Genomic DNA, 17147 nt, shown 5'->3' with positions numbered 1-17147 from the left:
GGGGGGTGGCCTCGGGGGCGTACGCCGTGCCGTTCTGCTCGCTCATGCCCGGACCACCTCCGTGCCCGTCCGCTCGATGCCCGCCGTCTCCTCGTCGCCGAGGGCCTCGTCCGTGATCAGGAGGTCCACGTCCGTGAGGTCGCCGAAGCGGGCGAAGTGTTCCTGGCCGTGCTTGGCGGAGTCGGCGAGCAGGACGACGCGGCGGGCCGCGGCGATCGCCGCGCGCTTGACCGCGGACTCGGCGAGGTCGGGGGTGGTGAGGCCGTGCTCCGGGGAGAAGCCGTTGGCCGCGACGAAGAGGACGTCCGCACGGATCTCGCCGTACGCCCGCAGGGCCCACGCGTCGACCGCCGCGCGGGTGCGGTGGCGGACCCGGCCGCCGACCAGGTGGAGCTGGATGCCGGGGTGGTCCGCGAGGCGCGCGGCGATGGGGAGGCTGTGGGTGACGACCGTGAGCGTGGCGTCGAGGGGGATCGCGGCGGCGAGGCGCGCGACGGTCGACCCGGCGTCGAGGATCAGGGTGCCGTCGGCGGGGAGTTCGGCGAGGGCCGCCTTCGCGATGCGGTCCTTCTCGTCGGCGGAGGTGTACTCGCGCTCCGCGAGGTCCGGCTCGAAGTCGAGGCGGCCCACCGGTATCGCGCCGCCGTGCACCCGGCGGACGAGGCCCGCGCGGTCCAGGGACTTGAGGTCGCGGCGGATCGTCTCCGCCGTCACCTGGAACTCCTCGGCGAGCGAGACGACGTCGACCCGGCCGCCGTCGCGGGCGAGGCGCAGGATCTCCTGCTGCCGTTCCGGTGCGTACATCGCTGCGCCTCCGAGGGTCCTGTCCACGTCCGAGCTTGTCCGCTTCATGCCCGAACTTGTGGTTTCGCTGGGAGGCTACGCCCAGATTTCTGGAAAGTAAACAGGTTCGGACTTCAATCGGGCACGATCGGGCTTCCGGTGGGTTCGCCGGCCCTCTAGGTCAGGTCCTGGCCTAGGTGTGCGGCATCCTTCCGGGCATGACCACTGACACGCCCGCGCGGCTGCTTCAGCTGTTGTCGTTGCTCCAGACGCCCCGGGAGTGGCCGGGGGGTGAGCTGGCCGAGCGGCTCCGGGTGTCCCGGCGGACCGTGCGGCGGGACATCGACCGGCTGCGGGAGCTGGGGTATCCCGTGCAGGCCACCATGGGGGCCGACGGGGGGTACCGGCTCGTCGCCGGGAAGGCGATGCCGCCGCTCGTGCTCGACGACGAGGAGGCCGTCGCCATCGCCGTCGGGCTGCGGGCGGGGGCCGGGCACGCGGTCGCGGGGGTCGAGGAGGCGTCCGTACGGGCGCTGGCCAAGCTGGAGCAGGTGCTGCCGGCCCGGCTGCGGCGCCGGGTGACCACCCTGCAGGCCGCCACCACGCCGTTGACCGGCGGGGACGGAGCCCGGATCGCGCCCGAGACGCTGACCGCCATCGCCTCCGCCGTCGCCGGGACCGAGCGGTTGCGGTTCGCCTACAGCGCGCGCGACGGGGCGGGGAGCCGGCGGGTCGTCGAGCCGTACCGGCTCGTGTCCACCGGGCAGCGGTGGTACCTCGTCGCCTATGACCTCGACCGGGGGGACTGGCGGACGTTCCGGGTCGACCGGGTCAGCGAGCCGTTCGCCACCGGCGCGCGGTTCGCTCCGCGGGAGCTGCCGGAGGGGGGTGCCGCGGAGTTCGTCCGCGAGGCGCTCTCCGGGCGGCGGGACACGTACGGCTTCTCCGTCGTCTTCGCCGGGAGCGTCGAGGAGGTGACCGCCCGGTTGCCGGGGTGGGTGGGGAAGGTCGCGGGGGAAGCGGTGGGCGGGGGGTGCCGGGTGCGGGGGGTGATCGGCGGGCCGGTGGAGTGGCTGGCCGTGCATCTGGCGTTGCTGGGGATGGAGTTCAGGGTGGAGGGGCCGGAGGAACTGGGGCGGTGCGTACGGGAGTTGGGGGCGCGGTTGGGGAGGGCGGGGGCGGAGGAGTGAGGCCCCGGGAGGTGGGTGCGGCCCGACACTAGGTGTGGGCTGTGGCACAATCTGGAGTTTGGGTGGGCCACCCCGGGGTTCAGGTTCGGGGTGGCCCGCCCTTCTTCGTGGGGCTGCCGCCGCGGGGATTCACGGGGCTCCCGCCGCAGGGAGAAGAAGAGCCGGGCTTCGGCACCCGGGGGGGGAGGGTGCCGAAGCCCGGCGAGGTGGTCCCGGCGCCGGGGGGAGTGCGTCGGGACGTGGTCTCTGTTGGGAGGTCAACTGGGTTCGGGGGTGCGAGGTTTCTCGTACGTAGGGGTGAACTCCCGTTCCCTGGAGACTTGTTCCCTTCGAATCGGTGGTTGAAGCCGGGTGGGGGCGATGTTCGCCAGGGGCGAGCACGCCCCGCCCCTGAGGGCCCGGCCCGGCTGTGTCAGGCCGCTGCCTCGAAGCCCGTGTCCCGCGCGAGCTTCTTCAGTTCGAGGAGGGCGTGCTTCTCGATCTGCCGGATGCGCTCGCGGGTGAGGCCGTGTTCCTTGCCGACTTCCGTGAGGGTGCGCTCGCGGCCGTCGTCGATGCCGTACCGCATCTTGATGATGGAGGCGGTGCGGGGGTCGAGGCGGTCGATGAGGCCGTCCAGCTCCTCGCTGCGCAGGAGGGTGAGGACCGACTGCTCGGGGCTCACCGCCGACGTGTCCTCCAGGAGGTCGCCGAACTGGGTCTCCCCCTCGTCGTCCACGGACATGTTGAGCGAGACGGGGTCGCGGGCCCAGTCGAGGACGTCGGTGACACGCTCGGGCGTGGAGCCCAGCTCCGCCGCGATCTCGGCGGGCTCGGGGTCACGGCCGTGTTCGCGGTTGAACTCGCGCTGGACGCGGCGGATGCGGCCCAGTTCCTCGACGAGGTGGACGGGGAGCCGGATCGTACGCGACTGGTCGGCTATGGACCGGGTGATGGCCTGGCGGATCCACCACGTCGCGTACGTCGAGAACTTGAAGCCCTTGCGGTAGTCGAACTTCTCGACCGCGCGCACCAGGCCCGCGTTGCCCTCCTGGATGAGGTCGAGCAGGGGGAGGCCGCTGCGCGGGTAGCGGCGGGCGACGGCGACGACGAGGCGGAGGTTGGAGCGGATGAAGACGTCCTTCGCGCGCTCGCTCGCGGCGACCAGGGCCTGAAGCTCCTCGCGCGTGGCGTCGGAGGGAGACTCCTCGTATCCGTCGAGGAGCTGTTGGGCGAACACACCCGCCTCGATGATCTGCGACAGCTCGACTTCCTTGGCGGCGTCGAGCAGGGGGGTGCGCGCGATCTCGTCGAGGTACATGCCGACCAGATCGCGGTCGGCGATCTCCCCGCCGGTGGCGCGAACGCTGCGGGCCACGGCGCCTGTCTCGCCGCTGGCGGACTGACGACGGGCGACGGCACGGGTTGCCATGCGTGCTCCCTTGCGTATGGGGGTCCCCCCTGCTCGACCGAAGCGGAGAGCTTGGGGGAGGGCTGTCGGGTGGTCCTGAGCGGGTCCCTCGGACCCGGTCTTCCATTCCGGGTCCCTCAGATCCGTTCGATGGAAACAACGACTGGAATCAGGACAGAATTCCCAACCCGTGCCCCCAATTTTCTGATCTTGCAGTATCCTGCCCGGCCACGCGGAGGAGGCGAAGAGTGTCGGAACCCACAGAGGTGCAGGTCAGGCCCGGAGTCGAGGGAGATCTCGCCGCCCTCACCGAGCTGTACAACCACTACGTCCGTGAGACGCCCATCACATTCGACACCGCGGTTTTCACGGTGGAAGAACGCCGTCCCTGGCTGCTCTCCCACCCTGAAGACGGCCCGTACCGGCTGATGGTTGCCACGGACACGGACTCTCAGGAGATTCTGGGGTACGCCACATCCAGCCCTTACCGTCCGAAGGCCGCGTACTCGACGTCCGTGGAGGTCACGGTGTACGTGGCGCCGGGCGCCGGCGGTCGCGGCGTAGGGAGTCTGCTGTACGAGGCCCTCTTCGCCGCCCTGAGCGAAGAGGACCTCCATCGCGCGTACGCGGGCATCGTCCAGCCGAACGAGGGGTCGACGCGGCTCCACAAGCGCTTCGGGTTCCAGCACCTCGGGACGTACCGCGAGGTGGGCCGGAAGTTCGGCCGCTACTGGGACGTGGCCTGGTACGAGAAGGCCCTCTGAGCCCTCACCCCCGCCCTCACCCGAACTGCACCGACCGCTTCGCCAGCCCCATCCAGAACCCGTCGATCACCGACCGCTGCGCGTCCAGCTCGCCCCCCGCCTCGGCGACGCCCATCGTGACGAACAGCGGCGCGAAGTGCTCCGTACGCGGGTGCGCGTAGCGCCCGGCCGGTGCCTTGTCGAGGAAGTCGAGGAGCCCGTCCCAGTCGTGGGACTCCAGCGCCCGCCGCCCCCATTCGTCGAACTCGACGGACCAGGAGGGCACCCCGGAGCCGCGCAGGGCGGCGAGGTTGTGGGTGAAGAAGCCGGAGCCGACGATCAGGACGCCCTCGTCGCGCAGGGGCGCGAGCTTGCGGCCGATGTCCATGAGCCTCACCGGATCGAGGGTCGGCATGGAGATCTGGAGGACAGGGACGTCCGCGTCCGGGAACATCTCCACCAGCGGGACGTAGGCGCCGTGGTCCAGACCGCGGTCGGGGATGTCCTGTACGGGGATCCCGGGGGCGCGCAGCAGCTTGCGCACGCTCTCGGCGAGCTCCGGTGCGCCCGGGGCGTCGTACGTGACCCGGTAGTAGTGCTCGGGGAAGCCCCAGAAGTCGTAGACAAGGGGGACGGGGTTGACGGCACCGAGGGCGAGGGGCGCCTCCTCCCAGTGCGCGGAGACGATGAGGATCGCCTTGGGCCGGGGCAGGTCGGCGGACCACGCGGCGAGCTGGCCCGGCCAGACGGGGTCGTCGGCGAGCGGCGGGGCCCCGTGACTGAGGTACAGGGCGGGCATGCGCTGGGCGGGGGCGGACATGGCGGCGGCTCTCCTTCACTTCGATCCGTTGTGCTTCAAATCTGCAACACCGACTGGTACATACCCTACGACCTGTTTGTTTAAAATTCAATGATGGGAGCGTTACTGTGGAGTACATGAAGGCATCCCCCTCCCCGGAGCCTCAGTGGCTCACCGAAGAGGAGCAGTGCGTCTGGCGTGCCTACGTGCACGCGTCGACCCTGCTCGACGACTACCTCGACCGGCAGCTCCAGCGCGACGCCGGCATGCCGCACATGTACTACGGACTGCTCGTCGGCCTCGGCGAGGCCCCCGATCACCGGCTGCGGATGACCCAGCTCGCGATGAAGTCCAAGATCACCCGCTCCCGCCTCTCGCACGCCATCGCCCGGCTGGAGAAGAACGGCTGGGTCCGCAGAGAGGACTGCCCCTCCGACAAGCGGGGCCAGTTCGCCGTCCTGACGGACGCGGGGCTCGACGTGCTGCGGCGGGTCGCGCCGGGCCACGTCGAGGCCGTACGGACCGCGCTGTTCGAGCGGCTCACCCCGGAGCAGACGAAGGCCCTCGGCGAGATCCTGACGATCGTCGCCGAGGGCCTTCAGCCCAACGAAGCGGGTGCCGACCTGCCCTGGCTGCGCTGACCTCGTCCCCAGGGCCGGCGCAGGTCAGAGCGGTTGGCTCAGTGGGCTACCACCGGGATCTTGACCTCGTCATCGGCACCTTCCTCCGCACCGCGGCCGAGATTCGGACGGCCGGCGTTGATGAGAGTGAAGGCGATCACCGAGGCGGCGACGAGGATCCCCACGGCGAACCAGATCGCGCTGGTGTAGCCGTGGACCATGCCCTCCAGCTGGACCAGCTGCTGCTGCGGCTGGGCCGTGGCACCGGCGATGTGGTCCTTGACGTACGAGGTCGTCGCGGACGCGGCGATCGTGTTCAGCAGGGCGGTACCGATGGCGCCGCCCACCTGCTGCGACGTGTTGACCATCGCCGAAGCGACGCCGGCGTCCCGGGGCTCCACGCCCTGGGTCGCCATCGACATGGCCGGCATGAACGCCGTACCCATGCCGAGGCCGAGCAGGAGCATCGCCGGCAGCAGCAGGGCGGCGTACGAGGAGTCCACCTTCATCTGCGTCAGCAGGAACATGCCGAGGGCGGCGACCAGGAAGCCGGGGCCCATGAGCAGGCGCGGGGCGACGCGGGTCATCAGGCGGGTGCCGATCTGCGTCGAGCCCGTGATCATGCCCGCGACCATCGGCAGGAACGCGAAACCGGTCTTGACCGGGGAGTATCCCTTGACGATCTGGAGGTAGTAGGTCAGGAAGAGGAACAGGCCGAACATGCCGATGATGGCGAGGCCGAGCGAGAGGTAGACACCGCCGCGGTTGCGCTCGGTGATGACGCGCAGGGGCAGCAGCGGGGCCTTGACCTTCGCCTCGACGACGACGAACGCGGTGAGCAGGACGCCGGAGGCGACGAACATGCCGATGGTCAGCGAGTCGGACCAGCCGGCCGTCTCGGCGCGGGTGAAGCCGTAGACCAGGGCGACCAGGCCCAGGGTGGACAGCAGCACGCCGGGGATGTCGAGCGGGTTGCGGTTGCGACCGCCCTCGGGCTCACGGATGACGAAGTAGGCGCCGGCCGCCGCGATGATCGCGAACGGGATGTTGACGAAGAACGTCCAGCGCCAGTTCAGGTACTCGGTGAGGAAACCGCCGAGGATCAGGCCGACCGCGCCGCCACCGCCGGCGATGGCGCCGTAGATGCCGAACGCCTTGGCGCGCTCCTTCGCGTCCGTGAACATCACGGCGAGCAGGGAGAGCGCGGCCGGGGCGAGCAGGGCGCCGAAGACACCCTGGAGGGCGCGGGCGCCGAACATCATGGCCTGGTTCTCGGCGGCGCCGCCGAGCGCGGAGGCGAGCGCGAAGCCGCCGAGGCCGACGACGAAGGTGCGCTTGCGGCCCCACAGGTCGGCTATGCGGCCGCCGAACAGGAGGAGACCGCCGAAGGCGAGGGCGTAGGCGGTGACGATCCACTGCTTGTTGCCCTCGGAGATGCCCAGGTCCGACTGTGCGGCGGGCATCGCGATGTTCACGATGGTGGCGTCGAGGACGACCATCAGCTGGGCGATGGCGATGAACGCCAGCGCCCTCCAGCGATTGGCGTCGGGCGCCTGGGGGACTGCTTGAGACATGGGTGAACCCACTCCGGGACTTCGTTGGTGAAAAACGGCGCGGTCGGTCAGCGATCGACGGCGATGAAAGGTGATCGGTACCGAGTGATCAGACTCGTGAAGGGTGCGGAACTAATCGGTCAGCGCCGGGTCAGGGCCGGCGGATCTCCTCGATGGTCATCGGACTCCCCGGCAGCGTGGAGGCCGCGCTCGTGCGCAGGCCGTCGAGGAGGAGTTGCAGGTGGCGGTGGACGAACCGGTCGGAGTTGACGCACTGGATGCCCGCCGGGGGCCGGCTCAGCTGGGCCAGGACGATCATCACGTCGCCGGGGCCGACGTCCTCGCGGAGCAGGCCGGCGGACTTCGCCCGGTCCATGAGCTCCGTGACGATCTCCTCGACCCGGCCGCTCGCGGCGGCGAGGTCGGGATGGTCCTCGTCGAAGGTCTCCGCCATCATCGGGCACAGCGCGCTGACCCGTTCGTCGGCGGAGGCGTGCACGAAGCGCTCCAGGGCGGCGAACGGGTCGCCACCCTCGTCGAGCGCCTCCTGCCCGGCCCGTGCCGTGCGGTCCAGGACCGAGCAGACGACCTCGCGGACGAGGGCCTGGCGGTCCGGGAAGTGCCGGTAGACCGTGGCGTTCCCGACACCGGCCCGGCGGGCGATCTCGTCGAGCGGCACTTCCGGGCCGAACTCGGTGAGCATCTCGCGGGCGGCGGTGACGATCCGCTCCCGGTTGCGCAGGGCGTCGGCACGGGGCCGGGGCGTCTTGCGCTGCGCGGGAAGCGTGAGGGACTCCACGGCGGGCTCCTTCGGAGGAGAGGGCTGTCGATCCGGGGACTGCATCCCCGTTTCGCTCGGACGCTGGGTTAAACGGGGATGTGGTCCCCGGTTATTTCCCCCAACGAATGTGACCTGCGTCACACGTCTCTACGGCAGGCATATTTCCGTACGAGGGGTGGCGCCCCCGATCGGACGCCCCCAGCGCGCGCCCCCTCGCGCCCCGGCAGAGGGTGAGCGGGAGGGTGCAGCCGGTGACCGGTGGCTGCCCGGACCGAAGGGCCCCGCATGCAGCCGCACTCTCCGCGCCGACGGATACGCCCGCACCGCAGGGCAGCGCTGCTGTCGGTGACCGCGCTCACGCTGGCCGTCGGCACCTCGGCGGGACCGGCCGCGCGGACGCCCCAGCCGGGTCCGGTGGCGGCGGGCGCGAACCCGATGACGCTCGCGCGCTCCTCCGCGCTCGGACCGTGCATGATCCGGGGCGCGGCGGCGGTGCAGATGTCCGAGGGGGTGCCGACGCCCGGGGGGTACTCCCGGTCCACGGGAACGGTCCGGGCGCTCACCCTGATGATCGACTTCCCCGACGCCAAGGGTCCCGGCAACGCGATGGACCGCTTCGGGGAGTTCTTCCCGCAGACCTCCGAGTGGTTCCGGGCCGCCTCCTACGGCCGGCTCGACTACCGCGCGGAGGCGCCCGTACCGCGCTGGCTGCGGATGCCGAAGCCGTTCGACGCGTACGGGCTGGAGCGCGGCGCCCCCTTCGACCCCGGGTACCGGGAGCTGGTCGAGGACATCGTCGCCGCCGCCGACCCGCGCGTCGACTTCCGGGACTACGACCTGCTGAACGTGCTGGTCACCCCGAACGCCGGGCCCTCCGCGCTGGACACGGTCCTGTCGGTGACCTTCGCCGGGAACACGGAGGCGCCCGTGGCCGACGGGGTGCCCGTCGCCAACGCGTCCTTCGTCTACTCCCGGCAGGACGACGGCTCCGGCACGTACGACGCGACCGGGTACCGGGTGCTGCCGCACGAGAACGGGCACGTCTTCGGGCTGCCCGACCTCTACACGCAGGAGGGCGGGGGCGCCGTCGGGCACTGGGACATCATGAGCGAGGACTGGGGCGCCAACAACGACTTCCTCGGCTGGCACAAGTGGAAACTGGGCTGGCTGACGCCGGACCAGGTCAACTGCGCGTCCCTGAAGGGCACTTCCGAGTACACGCTGACCCCGCTCGCCTCCCCCGGCGGGCGCAAACTGCTGTTCGTGCCGGTCGGCGGGCGCAGCGGGTACGCGGTCGAGCTGCGGACGAAGGGGGGCAACGACGAGGTGGTGTGCCGGCCGGGGGTGCTCATCTACAAGGTGGACGCGGGGGTGGACACGGGGCTGGGGCCGGTGACCGTGCACGACTCCCGGCGGGACAGCGGGGGGTGCACGCGCAGCCCCAACGTCCACGCGGAGCTGTCCGACGCGACGTTCCGGCCGGGGCAGCGGTTCGTGGACCGCAAGGCCGGGGTGAGCATCGCCGTCGGGGGGATCGACATGGACGGGAACTACCTGGTGACGGTGGTGCGGGGGAAGTCTTCCGCCTGACCGGCTCCCGGTCCGTCCCGTACGGTGTGTCCCCGAGATCTCACCCGGGAGTGCACCGCCCATGACGCCGTCCGATGCCGTTCCGTCCGAGGCCGTGGGGCCGTTGCTGCGGGGCGTGGGGGTGCTGGAGCGGCTCACCGGGGCCGGGGGGACGCTCAGTCTGAGCGCGCTGGAGCGGGAGACGGGGCTCGCGCGGGCGACCGTCGACCGGATCGCGGCGACGCTGGAACGGGTGGGGTACGTCCGCCTGGACGGCAGGGACGCCTCGCTGGCGCCCCGGGTCGCGGAACTCGGCAACGCGTACCTGTCCGCGCTGCGGCTGCCCGCGCTGCTCGGCGCCTGGGCCGACCGACTCGCCGACGAACTCGACGAGTCGGTGTCCCTCGCGGTCGGCGACGGCGACGGCATCCGCTTCATCCACCAGGCCACCCGCCGCCGCACCCTCTCCCTCTCCTTTCGGATCGGGGATCTGCTGCCGGCTGAACGCACCGCGCCCGGACCGCTGTTCGCCGGCGAGTGGGACGAGGCGGAGTGGGCGGCCTGGCGGGCCCGCCGGGCGGCGGATCCCACGGACGCGGGGTTCGGGGCGGTACCGGATCGGGCGCTTCCCGGGGCGCCGGACGCGGACGTCTTCACCGGCGATGACTTCGTGCGCCGCGCCGAGGCCGCCGGTCGGGACGGGTACGCGGTGGACGACCAGCTCATCGAGCCGGGGCTCGTCGCGATCTCCGTACCCGTACGGGGGGTCGACGGGCGGATCGCCTGTGTCGCCAGCGTCGTCAGCCACACCAGCCGGCATACGGCCGAGGGGCTGCGGGACGCGTTGCTGGCCAGGCTGCGGGAGGCCGTGGCCGGCATGGAGGAGGTGCTGCGTACGGCGCCGGCGGCGGTCGGGGGGCTCGCGCCGGCGGGGCTCGCGGCGTGGACCGGGGCGTCGAAGCAGGAGTTGGGGCGGGGGTTCGTGGAATCGCTGGCGCGCGGGCTGAGCGTGCTGACCGCGTTCGGGGAGGGACGCGCCGCGCTCACCCTCGCCGAGGTCGCGAAGGCGACGGGACTGTCCCGGGCCTCGGCCCGCCGCGCGCTGATCACCTTCCAGCACCTGGGCCTCGTCCGACTCGGCGCCGATCCCCGGCAGTTCGTGCTCACTCCGCGCGTACTGGCCCTGGGTTTCCCGCCGTTGTCGCGGACGACGCTCGCCGGGATCGCCGGCCCGCACCTGGAGAAACTGGCCGCGCGGGTCCAGGAGCCGGTGTCGCTGGGGGTGTTGGCCGGGGGCGGCGAGGTGCAGTACGTCGCCCGGGTCGCCGCCCGGCATGTGATGAGCGTGGAGCTGGGCGTGGGGTCCCGGCTGCCGGCGTGGGTGACGGCTCCGGGGCGGGTGCTGCTGGCCGATCTGCCGGACGGGGAACGGGAGTTGGGTGAGCTGCGGGCGTTCACCGCGCGGACCGTGACGGATCCGGGGGTCCTGCGGGGCGTGCTCGACGAGGTGCGGGAGCGCGGATTCGCCCTGGTCGACGAGGAGTTGGAGGACGGCTTGCGGTCGGTCGCGGTGCCGGTGCGGGGGCGGGACGGGCGGGTCGTGGGCGCGGTGAGCGCGGCGACTCATGTGGCGCGACGGTCGGTCGAGGAGTGCGTCTCGGTGATCCTGCCCGAACTGGCCGCCGCCGCCGGGCGGATCACGGAGGAGGTCGGGGTGGTGTCGCGGTTCATCCGGGTGCGGTGAACTCGCCTGCTTTGTCGGGCTGTTGGGAAAGCCTCAGGAGCAGCGCGAGGACCAGGGCGACGGCGAGGAGACCGGCGGCCACCAGGAAGACCTGGTCGACAGCGGCGTCGTACGCGTCCAGCGCGGTTCTCCGGGCGCTTCCGGTCATGCGGTGGACGCTGTCCGGACGCTGCGCGGCTCTCGCCGACTCGGCGTCCAGGGCGGCGAGTTCGGAGACGAGCCTCGTGTGGAAGACGGCGTTGAACGCGGCGAGTCCGAGGCCGGCGCCGAGTTGGCGGGCGAGGGTGTGGAGGGAGACCGCGGCGCCGAGATCGTCCCGCGGGGCGTTGTTCATCACGGCGAGGGCGTACACCTGGGTCGTCAGTCCGAGGCCGGTGCCGATCAGGACCGTGTATCCGGCGGACAGGGCCCGGCTCGTGTCGGGTGTGAGGGTGGCCAGCAGCCCCATGCCGAGTCCGGTGACCGCGACCCCGGCCGCGCCGAACCACTTCTCGTGGCCGAACCTCGCCATCAGCGGGCTCGCGGCGAGCGCGGCGAGGACGACACCGCCGGTCAGCGGCAGCAGGAGCAGCCCGACATCGGTGGCGGAACCGCCCCCGGTGGCCTGGAGGAAGATCGGCAGGAACATCAGCGCGCCGAACATCGCGGCCCCGGACGCGAACGCCTGCGCGTTGGCCAGCGCGAGGACGGGCCGGCGCAGCAGGTGCGGCGGTACGACGGGCTCGCGCGCCCGGCGCTCGACCACGCCGAGGGCGGCGGCGAGGACGGCCGTCCCGCCGATCAGGGCGAGGATCTGCGGCGAGCCCCAGCCGTACTCCGTACCCGCCCAGGCGGAGACGAGGACGAGCCCGGTGGCCACTCCCCCGGTCAGGACGGCGCCCGCGTAGTCGATCGTGGGGCGGGCCGCGCGTCGGGCGGGCTTGAGTGTCGTGAGGATCAGCAGCAGCGAGAGGGCGCCGAGCGGGACGTTGACGTAGAAGATCCAGCGCCAGCCCCAGCCGTCGGTGAGGTAGCCGCCGGCCAGCGGGCCTAGCGCGGCGCAGGCGGTCAGGGCGGTGGAGAACCAGCCCTGGTAGCGGGTGCGTTGGGCCGGGGTGAGCAGTTCGGTGTACAGGGCCATCGCGGAGACGATGAAGCCGCCCGCGCCGATGCCCTGGACCGCCCGGAACAGGGCGAGTTGGGCCATCGACTGGGCCGCGCCGCTGAGGACCGAGCCGGTGAGGAAGGCGGCCATCGCGAACACGAGGACCGGTTTGCGGCCGAGGAGGTCGCCCACCTTGCCGTACAGCGGGGTGGTGGCGGTCGCGGTGAGGGTGTAGGCGGTGGTGACCCAGAAGAAGGAGTCCAGGCCGCCGAACTCGTCGATGATCACCGGCATCGCCGTGGCGGTGACGTTCATGTCGAGCATCGCGAGGAGTTGGGCGAGGAGGACGCCGATGAGGGGGGCGACGGGGGGTGTGGGGGGTTCTGGTGCGGGGTTCTGCGGTTCGGACACAGGGGCTCCCATATATGCGTGACGCACACATATTACAGACGGGGGGTGTCGGCACAAGGGGTGACTGGGGGTGAGCGCGGGCGGCGACGTATGTGTGGCGCACATATCTGTTACGGTCCGCCCATGAGCGACACCGACTCCCCGGAGCCCGCGTCGGGCCCGGCCCTCTTCCGCGTCGTCCGCGTCCTGGGGCGGCAGCCCGGCTCCGTCGAGCAGGACCGGCTCATCCACATCCTCGTCGTCCAGGCGGTCGGCGAACCCGCCTCGCCCGACGACCCCGAGGTGACGGTCGGCTCCGTCGCCGAACGGCTGAAGCTGGATCCGTCGACCGCGAGCCGGATGGTGTCCGACGCGGTGAAGAGCGGGTACGTCGCGCAGGGGGCGTCCGTGCGGGACAGCCGGCGGCGGGTGCTGGCGCTGACGCCGGACGGGGTGGAACTGCTCGCGCGGGCGCGGGAGTTCCAGCAGCGGGTGTTCGACGGGTTGGTCGCGGGGTGGGAGGAGGGGGAGGTGCGGGAGTTCTCGCGGTTGTTGGTGCGGTTCGCGGAGGCGGTGGAGAGGGGGGTGTGAGCGGGTGGGGGTGAGCGGGGGCGGTGCGGGGGCTGGGGCTGGGGCTGGGGCTGGGGCTCAACTGCCGGTTCGGTAAGTGAAGTTGCTCAGGGAGATCGCGTACTCCTTTCGGTTCTCGCGGTACTCCACGCAGTACTCCGTCGGGTACCAGCCGCTCTCCCGCCACGCCCGCGGCTGCCGGAACGGCGTGCAGGTGTCCCCGGCTCGGCCCTCGTGCAACTCCTCCAGCCAGGACTTCGCGATCATCGCCTCGTAGAACGTGATCTCTCCGTCGTACGTCCCGTAGATCCACGTGTGGGTGAACGGGCCGCCGTTCAGCTCCTGGGACCTCGCGTCGAGGAGGTGGTTGCCCATCGCGGGTTCCACCGCGTCCACGTCCACGAAATCCGGGGGTGCGTAGCGGGCCGGCAGGGGTTTCTTCGCCCGGGTGTAGTCCTCGCAGTTCATCAGCGTGGCGCAGGGGCCGGGTCTGATCGCGTTCCGTTCGGCCAACGGCTGCATATAGAAGTGGAAGTCGAAGTGGGGGGTGTCGTACACCCCTTTCGGGATGTGGCCTTGGGGGTTCCAGTTCACCAACTCCCAGGCGAACGGGCCCGCTCCGGCCGGCAGGTCCAACACATTCTCGTGGCCCACCGAGCATTCCGTGTGCGGATCGGTGCGGCCGTCTCCGTCCTTGTCGAAACAGTGCTTGCCGTCGCTTCCGGCCGTCGGGAGCCCGCTCAGGGCCGACGCCGGGAACACGACACCCACGGCCACCGGGAGCGCACCCACCCGTTGGACGTACGACCGCAGTACCCCGTACCCGAGGGGGACGGCCCGGCCGTACGTGGTGCAGGAACCGGGGTGGGGATTCCCGGGCGGGACGAGGCACGCCGGAACTAGCTCGGCGGTCCGGGCGGCGGCTCCCGTGAGGAAGCCGCCCAGAATCGCCATCGCGAGCACGATCCGCGTACGCCGTCCGGTGCGCGCCATGGAATTACCCCTTCACTGGACTTGTCCGACTTTTTCCAGCATCAGGGGGAATGCGTTCGGAGGCGATCCGGCCCGGGGGGAATTCGGCCTTTCAGGGAGTCTCCGGGAGGGGGTCTACCCGGGTAGTACCTGCGGGGTACGGGGGCTGGAGAGCCTCAGCGGACCGGGGATGCGTCCTCGGCGGGCCAGAGCGCGGTGACCTCGTCCTCCGGCGGTTCGGCGAGCATCGCCGAAGTGCCGCCGAACGCCCGGGAGTTGCCGTCGTACGGGGCCCAGCCGGGGTCGCCGTGCGCCGCGAAGTCCCGCCAGGCCGCCGCGAGTTCATCCCGTACCCGGCAGTGCTCGGGGGTCTCCGCGCCGACCTGCGCCAGCTTGTCGAAGACGTACAGCAGGTCGACGCCGTGGAAGGCGCCCAGGTCAGGGCCGCACGGCTCGTCGACGATGAGGTAGTGGAACGCCCGTCCGCCCGCGGCGACCTGGGCGCGGGCCAGCCGGGCGCCCGGCACCCGGTAGAGGGCGTCGCCGAGGAACGCGGCCCGCAGGCCGGCCAGGTCCGCCGTACCCGTCCGCGTGCGGTACGCGTCGAGGAGTCGGGCCGGGTCGGTGGCCCCGACGCGGCGCAACTCCGCGTGCAGGGCGCCCTCGTCGGCGGGGCGGAAGGCGTCCCCGGAGATCGTCTGGAAGACGCGGAACTCGTCGCGGTCGGCACCGATGAGCAACGGGACGTCCAGCGAGGCGAGTCGGGGTACGTCGGGCAGGAACACGCCGTCGTGCACGACCCCCCAGGCCCGGCCGCCGGGCAGGCCGCGCGTACCCATGTCGCGGGAGACGACGGCGGTCTGGGCGGCCAGGAGCCGCTGGACGGGGACCGTGCGCAGGCCCTGCGGGTCGTCCAGCCCCAGTTCGGTGAGCAGGTCCTCGGCGAGCGCGGTCGCGGTCGTACGGTCGAGGGTCCTGGGCGTGCTCCCGCTCTGCAGGATCGCCTTGTGGAACAGGCCGGCCGCGGCGGGCGCGGTGAGCAGCGCGCCGATCGAGAAGGCACCGGCGGACTGGCCGGCGACGGTGACGTTGCCGGGGTCGCCGCCGAACGCGGCGATATTGCCCCTGACCCAGCGCAGGGCGGCTGTCTGGTCCTGGAGGCCGAGGTTCGTCGATCCCTCCCAGGTACGACCCAGGTCCGCGAGGTGCAGCCAGCCCAGCGCCCCCAGCCGGTAGTTGGCGGTGACGACGACCGCGCCGGTCAGCCGCGCGAGCGCCGCGCCGTCGCTGTACGGCGGGGCCGCCGAGCCCGACTCGAAGCCGCCGCCGTAGATCCACAGGATGACGGGGTGAGGGCCGGGGGCCGGCTGCGTCCAGACGTTCAGGTAGAGGCAGTCCTCCGAGGTCTCCTCGATCAGGGCCGTGGGGAAGGTCGGGAAGGTCGACTTCTCGGCGAAGCTCTGCTCGGGGGCCGGGGCGAACCGGGTGGCGTCGCGGACGCCGGTCCACGGGGCGGGCGGGTGCGGCGGGCGCAGGCGGAGGCCGCCGACGGGCGGGGCGGCGAAGGGGACGCCGGCGAAGAGGTGGCCGCCGGTGGGGAGCGGGCGGCCCCGGAGGGTTCCGCCGGTGGTGTCGACGAGGGGGGTGTCGGTCATGGTTCAGCCTTTTTCTGTCCGTGTTTCCGTGGCTGCGCCCAGATTTCCACCCGAATCGTGACACCTGTCGTCAGGATTTACGCTCGACCTGTGAGAGCCGATCGCCTGCTGTCCATCCTGCTGCTCCTCCAGACCCGGGAGCGCGTCACCCATGTCGAGCTCGCCGAGCACCTGGAGGTCTCCGTCCGCACGGTGTACCGGGACGTCGAGGCGCTCTCCGCGGCGGGCGTGCCGGTGTGGACGGAGCGCGGGCGCAGCGGCGGCGTACGGCTCCTGCCCGGCTACCGCACCGACGTGACCGGGCTCACCAGCGACGAGTCCCGGGCGCTGTTCGTGCTGGCCACGGAGGGGGCGCACGACGCGCTGGGGCTCGGCGACGCGATGCGGTCCGCTCTGCGGAAGGTGATGGCCGCGTTGCCGGCGCCGTACCGGGGGGACGCGGAGCGGACCAGCCGACGGATCCTGGTGGACCCGGCGCGGTGGATGCGGGGCACGGAGACCTCCGACGACTGGGACCTCGGGGTCCTCCAGCACGCCGTCTTCACCGACCGGCGCCTCCTCCTCACGTACCGCAGCGGTGACGTACCTCGGACGTACGCCGTCGACCCCTACGGCCTCGTCAGCAAGGCCGGCGTCTGGTACCTCGTCGCCGACCGCGACGGCGAGCCCCGCCTCTTCCGCGCCGACCGCGTGCAGTCGGCCACCCTCCTCGACGAGCCCGTCCACCGGCGGTCCGGCCAGGACCTGGCCTCCGTCTGGACCGCACTCCGCACCCGCTTCGAGGGACCACCGGCGGGGCTGCGCGTCCAGTGCCGCATCCGGCACGACCAACTCACCGTCTTCCAGCGCCTGTTCGCCCGCAACCTGCCCTCCGCCCCGACCTCCCTCGACACCGAGTGGTGCTCCGCGGAGCTGGCCTTCGAGGAACTGGCCGACATACGGGGTCTGTTGGCCATGGGAGGCTCGGTGGAGGTGACGGCTCCGCCGGAGGCAGTGGCCGAACTGGCCGCGGTCACAGCAGAGTTGAACAAGATCTACGGCAGGGCCTGAGGAAACACTCCGACCGCCCCAAGACCGACCACAGAAACCCAGCCCGCCCGGCGAAACACCCTCACCACCACCCTCGACCACCACACCCCCACCACCCCGCCGCGATCCGCTACGCTGTGAGGGGCCACGCGTGTGTGGTCGTATCCCGCCTTCGTAGCTCAGGGGATAGAGCACCGCTCTCCTAAAGCGGGTGTCGGCAGTTCGAATCTGCCCGGGGGCACAGACCTAGAGTGCAGGTCAGAGCGATAAGCGGG

At 71.7% G+C, this 17147-nt stretch carries 15 protein-coding genes and 1 tRNA gene; 8 read left to right on the top strand and 8 right to left on the bottom strand.

Features of this window, described 5'->3' with window-relative positions:
- Positions 1–42 precede the first annotated feature (42 nt).
- Positions 43–804 carry a DeoR/GlpR family DNA-binding transcription regulator gene (locus ACLZOT_RS38635; RefSeq protein ID WP_416973839.1) on the bottom strand — a complete coding sequence of 254 codons (762 nt, stop codon included), beginning with the start codon at positions 802–804 and terminating at the stop codon, positions 43–45.
- Positions 805–1001: 197 nt separating this feature from the next.
- Between ACLZOT_RS38635 and ACLZOT_RS38630 the strand changes: the two genes are divergently transcribed.
- Positions 1002–1973, top strand: a complete 972-nt coding sequence (locus ACLZOT_RS38630; protein ID WP_416973838.1) for a helix-turn-helix transcriptional regulator — start codon at positions 1002–1004, stop codon at positions 1971–1973.
- A 412-nt stretch (positions 1974–2385) separates the two neighbouring features.
- Here ACLZOT_RS38630 and ACLZOT_RS38625 read toward each other — a convergent pair whose 3' ends face one another.
- The gene (locus ACLZOT_RS38625) at positions 2386–3384 is read right to left on the bottom strand and encodes a sigma-70 family RNA polymerase sigma factor (protein WP_416973837.1); all 999 of its coding nucleotides are present in this window, start codon (positions 3382–3384) and stop codon (positions 2386–2388) included.
- A gap of 227 nt (positions 3385–3611) precedes the next feature.
- Between ACLZOT_RS38625 and ACLZOT_RS38620 the strand changes: the two genes are divergently transcribed.
- The gene (locus tag ACLZOT_RS38620; RefSeq protein ID WP_416973836.1) at positions 3612–4127 is read left to right on the top strand and encodes a GNAT family N-acetyltransferase; all 516 of its coding nucleotides are present in this window, start codon (positions 3612–3614) and stop codon (positions 4125–4127) included.
- A 16-nt stretch (positions 4128–4143) separates the two neighbouring features.
- On the opposite strand, the gene ACLZOT_RS38615 is transcribed toward ACLZOT_RS38620, so the two are convergent.
- A complete protein-coding gene (locus ACLZOT_RS38615) occupies positions 4144–4926 on the bottom strand; it encodes a dioxygenase (RefSeq protein ID WP_416973835.1) in 783 nt (260 codons plus the stop codon).
- 116 nt (positions 4927–5042) lie between these two features.
- On the opposite strand from ACLZOT_RS38615, the gene ACLZOT_RS38610 reads away from it, so the two are divergent.
- On the top strand, positions 5043–5546 hold the full coding sequence (locus tag ACLZOT_RS38610; RefSeq protein ID WP_416973834.1) for a MarR family winged helix-turn-helix transcriptional regulator: 504 nt from the start codon (positions 5043–5045) through the stop codon (positions 5544–5546).
- A 38-nt stretch (positions 5547–5584) separates the two neighbouring features.
- Here ACLZOT_RS38610 and ACLZOT_RS38605 read toward each other — a convergent pair whose 3' ends face one another.
- Entirely contained in the window at positions 5585–7099 is a 1515-nt protein-coding gene (locus ACLZOT_RS38605; protein ID WP_416973833.1) for an MFS transporter, read from the bottom strand.
- Positions 7100–7229: 130 nt separating this feature from the next.
- Complete coding sequence (locus tag ACLZOT_RS38600) at positions 7230–7877, bottom strand: TetR/AcrR family transcriptional regulator (protein ID WP_416973832.1); 648 nt, start codon at positions 7875–7877, stop codon at positions 7230–7232.
- A 267-nt stretch (positions 7878–8144) separates the two neighbouring features.
- On the opposite strand from ACLZOT_RS38600, the gene ACLZOT_RS38595 reads away from it, so the two are divergent.
- Positions 8145–9449 (top strand): M6 family metalloprotease domain-containing protein, encoded by a 1305-nt coding sequence (locus ACLZOT_RS38595; protein WP_416973831.1) that lies wholly within the window; start codon positions 8145–8147, stop codon positions 9447–9449.
- Positions 9450–9510: 61 nt separating this feature from the next.
- A complete protein-coding gene (locus tag ACLZOT_RS38590) occupies positions 9511–11172 on the top strand; it encodes an IclR family transcriptional regulator domain-containing protein (RefSeq protein ID WP_416973830.1) in 1662 nt (553 codons plus the stop codon).
- Here ACLZOT_RS38590 and ACLZOT_RS38585 read toward each other — a convergent pair.
- Positions 11156–12667 carry an MFS transporter gene (locus tag ACLZOT_RS38585; protein WP_416973829.1) on the bottom strand — a complete coding sequence of 504 codons (1512 nt, stop codon included), beginning with the start codon at positions 12665–12667 and terminating at the stop codon, positions 11156–11158. The two genes, ACLZOT_RS38590 and ACLZOT_RS38585, sit on opposite strands and share 17 nt — an antisense overlap.
- A 123-nt stretch (positions 12668–12790) precedes the next feature.
- On the opposite strand from ACLZOT_RS38585, the gene ACLZOT_RS38580 reads away from it, so the two are divergent.
- A complete protein-coding gene (locus ACLZOT_RS38580; RefSeq protein WP_416973828.1) occupies positions 12791–13237 on the top strand; it encodes a MarR family winged helix-turn-helix transcriptional regulator in 447 nt (148 codons plus the stop codon).
- A 57-nt stretch (positions 13238–13294) separates the two neighbouring features.
- Here ACLZOT_RS38580 and ACLZOT_RS38575 read toward each other — a convergent pair whose 3' ends face one another.
- Both ACLZOT_RS38575 and ACLZOT_RS38570 read right to left on the bottom strand, forming a co-directional pair.
- The gene (locus ACLZOT_RS38575) at positions 13295–14209 is read right to left on the bottom strand and encodes a hypothetical protein (protein ID WP_416973827.1); all 915 of its coding nucleotides are present in this window, start codon (positions 14207–14209) and stop codon (positions 13295–13297) included.
- 155 nt (positions 14210–14364) lie between these two features.
- Entirely contained in the window at positions 14365–15843 is a 1479-nt protein-coding gene (locus tag ACLZOT_RS38570; RefSeq protein ID WP_416973826.1) for a carboxylesterase/lipase family protein, read from the bottom strand.
- Positions 15844–15933: 90 nt separating this feature from the next.
- Here ACLZOT_RS38570 and ACLZOT_RS38565 point away from each other — a divergent pair, with 90 nt between their 5' ends.
- Positions 15934–16893, top strand: coding sequence for a helix-turn-helix transcriptional regulator (locus tag ACLZOT_RS38565; RefSeq protein WP_416973825.1), 960 nt, complete (start codon positions 15934–15936; stop codon positions 16891–16893).
- Positions 16894–17040: 147 nt separating this feature from the next.
- Positions 17041–17113, top strand: a tRNA-Arg gene (locus ACLZOT_RS38560).
- The last annotated feature ends 34 nt before the right edge of the window (positions 17114–17147 follow it).

The organism is Streptomyces sp. 4F14 (assembly GCF_048159485.1).
Lineage (GTDB): Bacteria > Actinomycetota > Actinomycetes > Streptomycetales > Streptomycetaceae > Streptomyces.
Note: the sequence above shows the minus strand (reverse complement) of the source record. Positions and strands in the feature narration are given on the sequence as shown.

Bases quoted from the DNA above. Each gene is read 5' to 3' on its own strand.
- ACLZOT_RS38580 (WP_416973828.1), top strand. From the start codon at position 12,791: ATGAGCGACACCGACTCCCCGGAGCCCGCGTCGGGCCCGGCCCTCTTC.
- ACLZOT_RS38575 (WP_416973827.1), bottom strand. From the start codon at position 14,209: ATGGCGCGCACCGGACGGCGTACGCGGATCGTGCTCGCGATGGCGATT.
- ACLZOT_RS38635 (WP_416973839.1), bottom strand. From the start codon at position 804: ATGTACGCACCGGAACGGCAGCAGGAGATCCTGCGCCTCGCCCGCGAC.
- ACLZOT_RS38610 (WP_416973834.1), top strand. From the start codon at position 5,043: ATGAAGGCATCCCCCTCCCCGGAGCCTCAGTGGCTCACCGAAGAGGAG.
- ACLZOT_RS38570 (WP_416973826.1), bottom strand. From the start codon at position 15,843: ATGACCGACACCCCCCTCGTCGACACCACCGGCGGAACCCTCCGGGGC.
- ACLZOT_RS38595 (WP_416973831.1), top strand. From the start codon at position 8,145: ATGCAGCCGCACTCTCCGCGCCGACGGATACGCCCGCACCGCAGGGCA.
- ACLZOT_RS38590 (WP_416973830.1), top strand. From the start codon at position 9,511: ATGACGCCGTCCGATGCCGTTCCGTCCGAGGCCGTGGGGCCGTTGCTG.
- ACLZOT_RS38605 (WP_416973833.1), bottom strand. From the start codon at position 7,099: ATGTCTCAAGCAGTCCCCCAGGCGCCCGACGCCAATCGCTGGAGGGCG.
- ACLZOT_RS38625 (WP_416973837.1), bottom strand. From the start codon at position 3,384: ATGGCAACCCGTGCCGTCGCCCGTCGTCAGTCCGCCAGCGGCGAGACA.
- ACLZOT_RS38630 (WP_416973838.1), top strand. From the start codon at position 1,002: ATGACCACTGACACGCCCGCGCGGCTGCTTCAGCTGTTGTCGTTGCTC.
- ACLZOT_RS38615 (WP_416973835.1), bottom strand. From the start codon at position 4,926: ATGTCCGCCCCCGCCCAGCGCATGCCCGCCCTGTACCTCAGTCACGGG.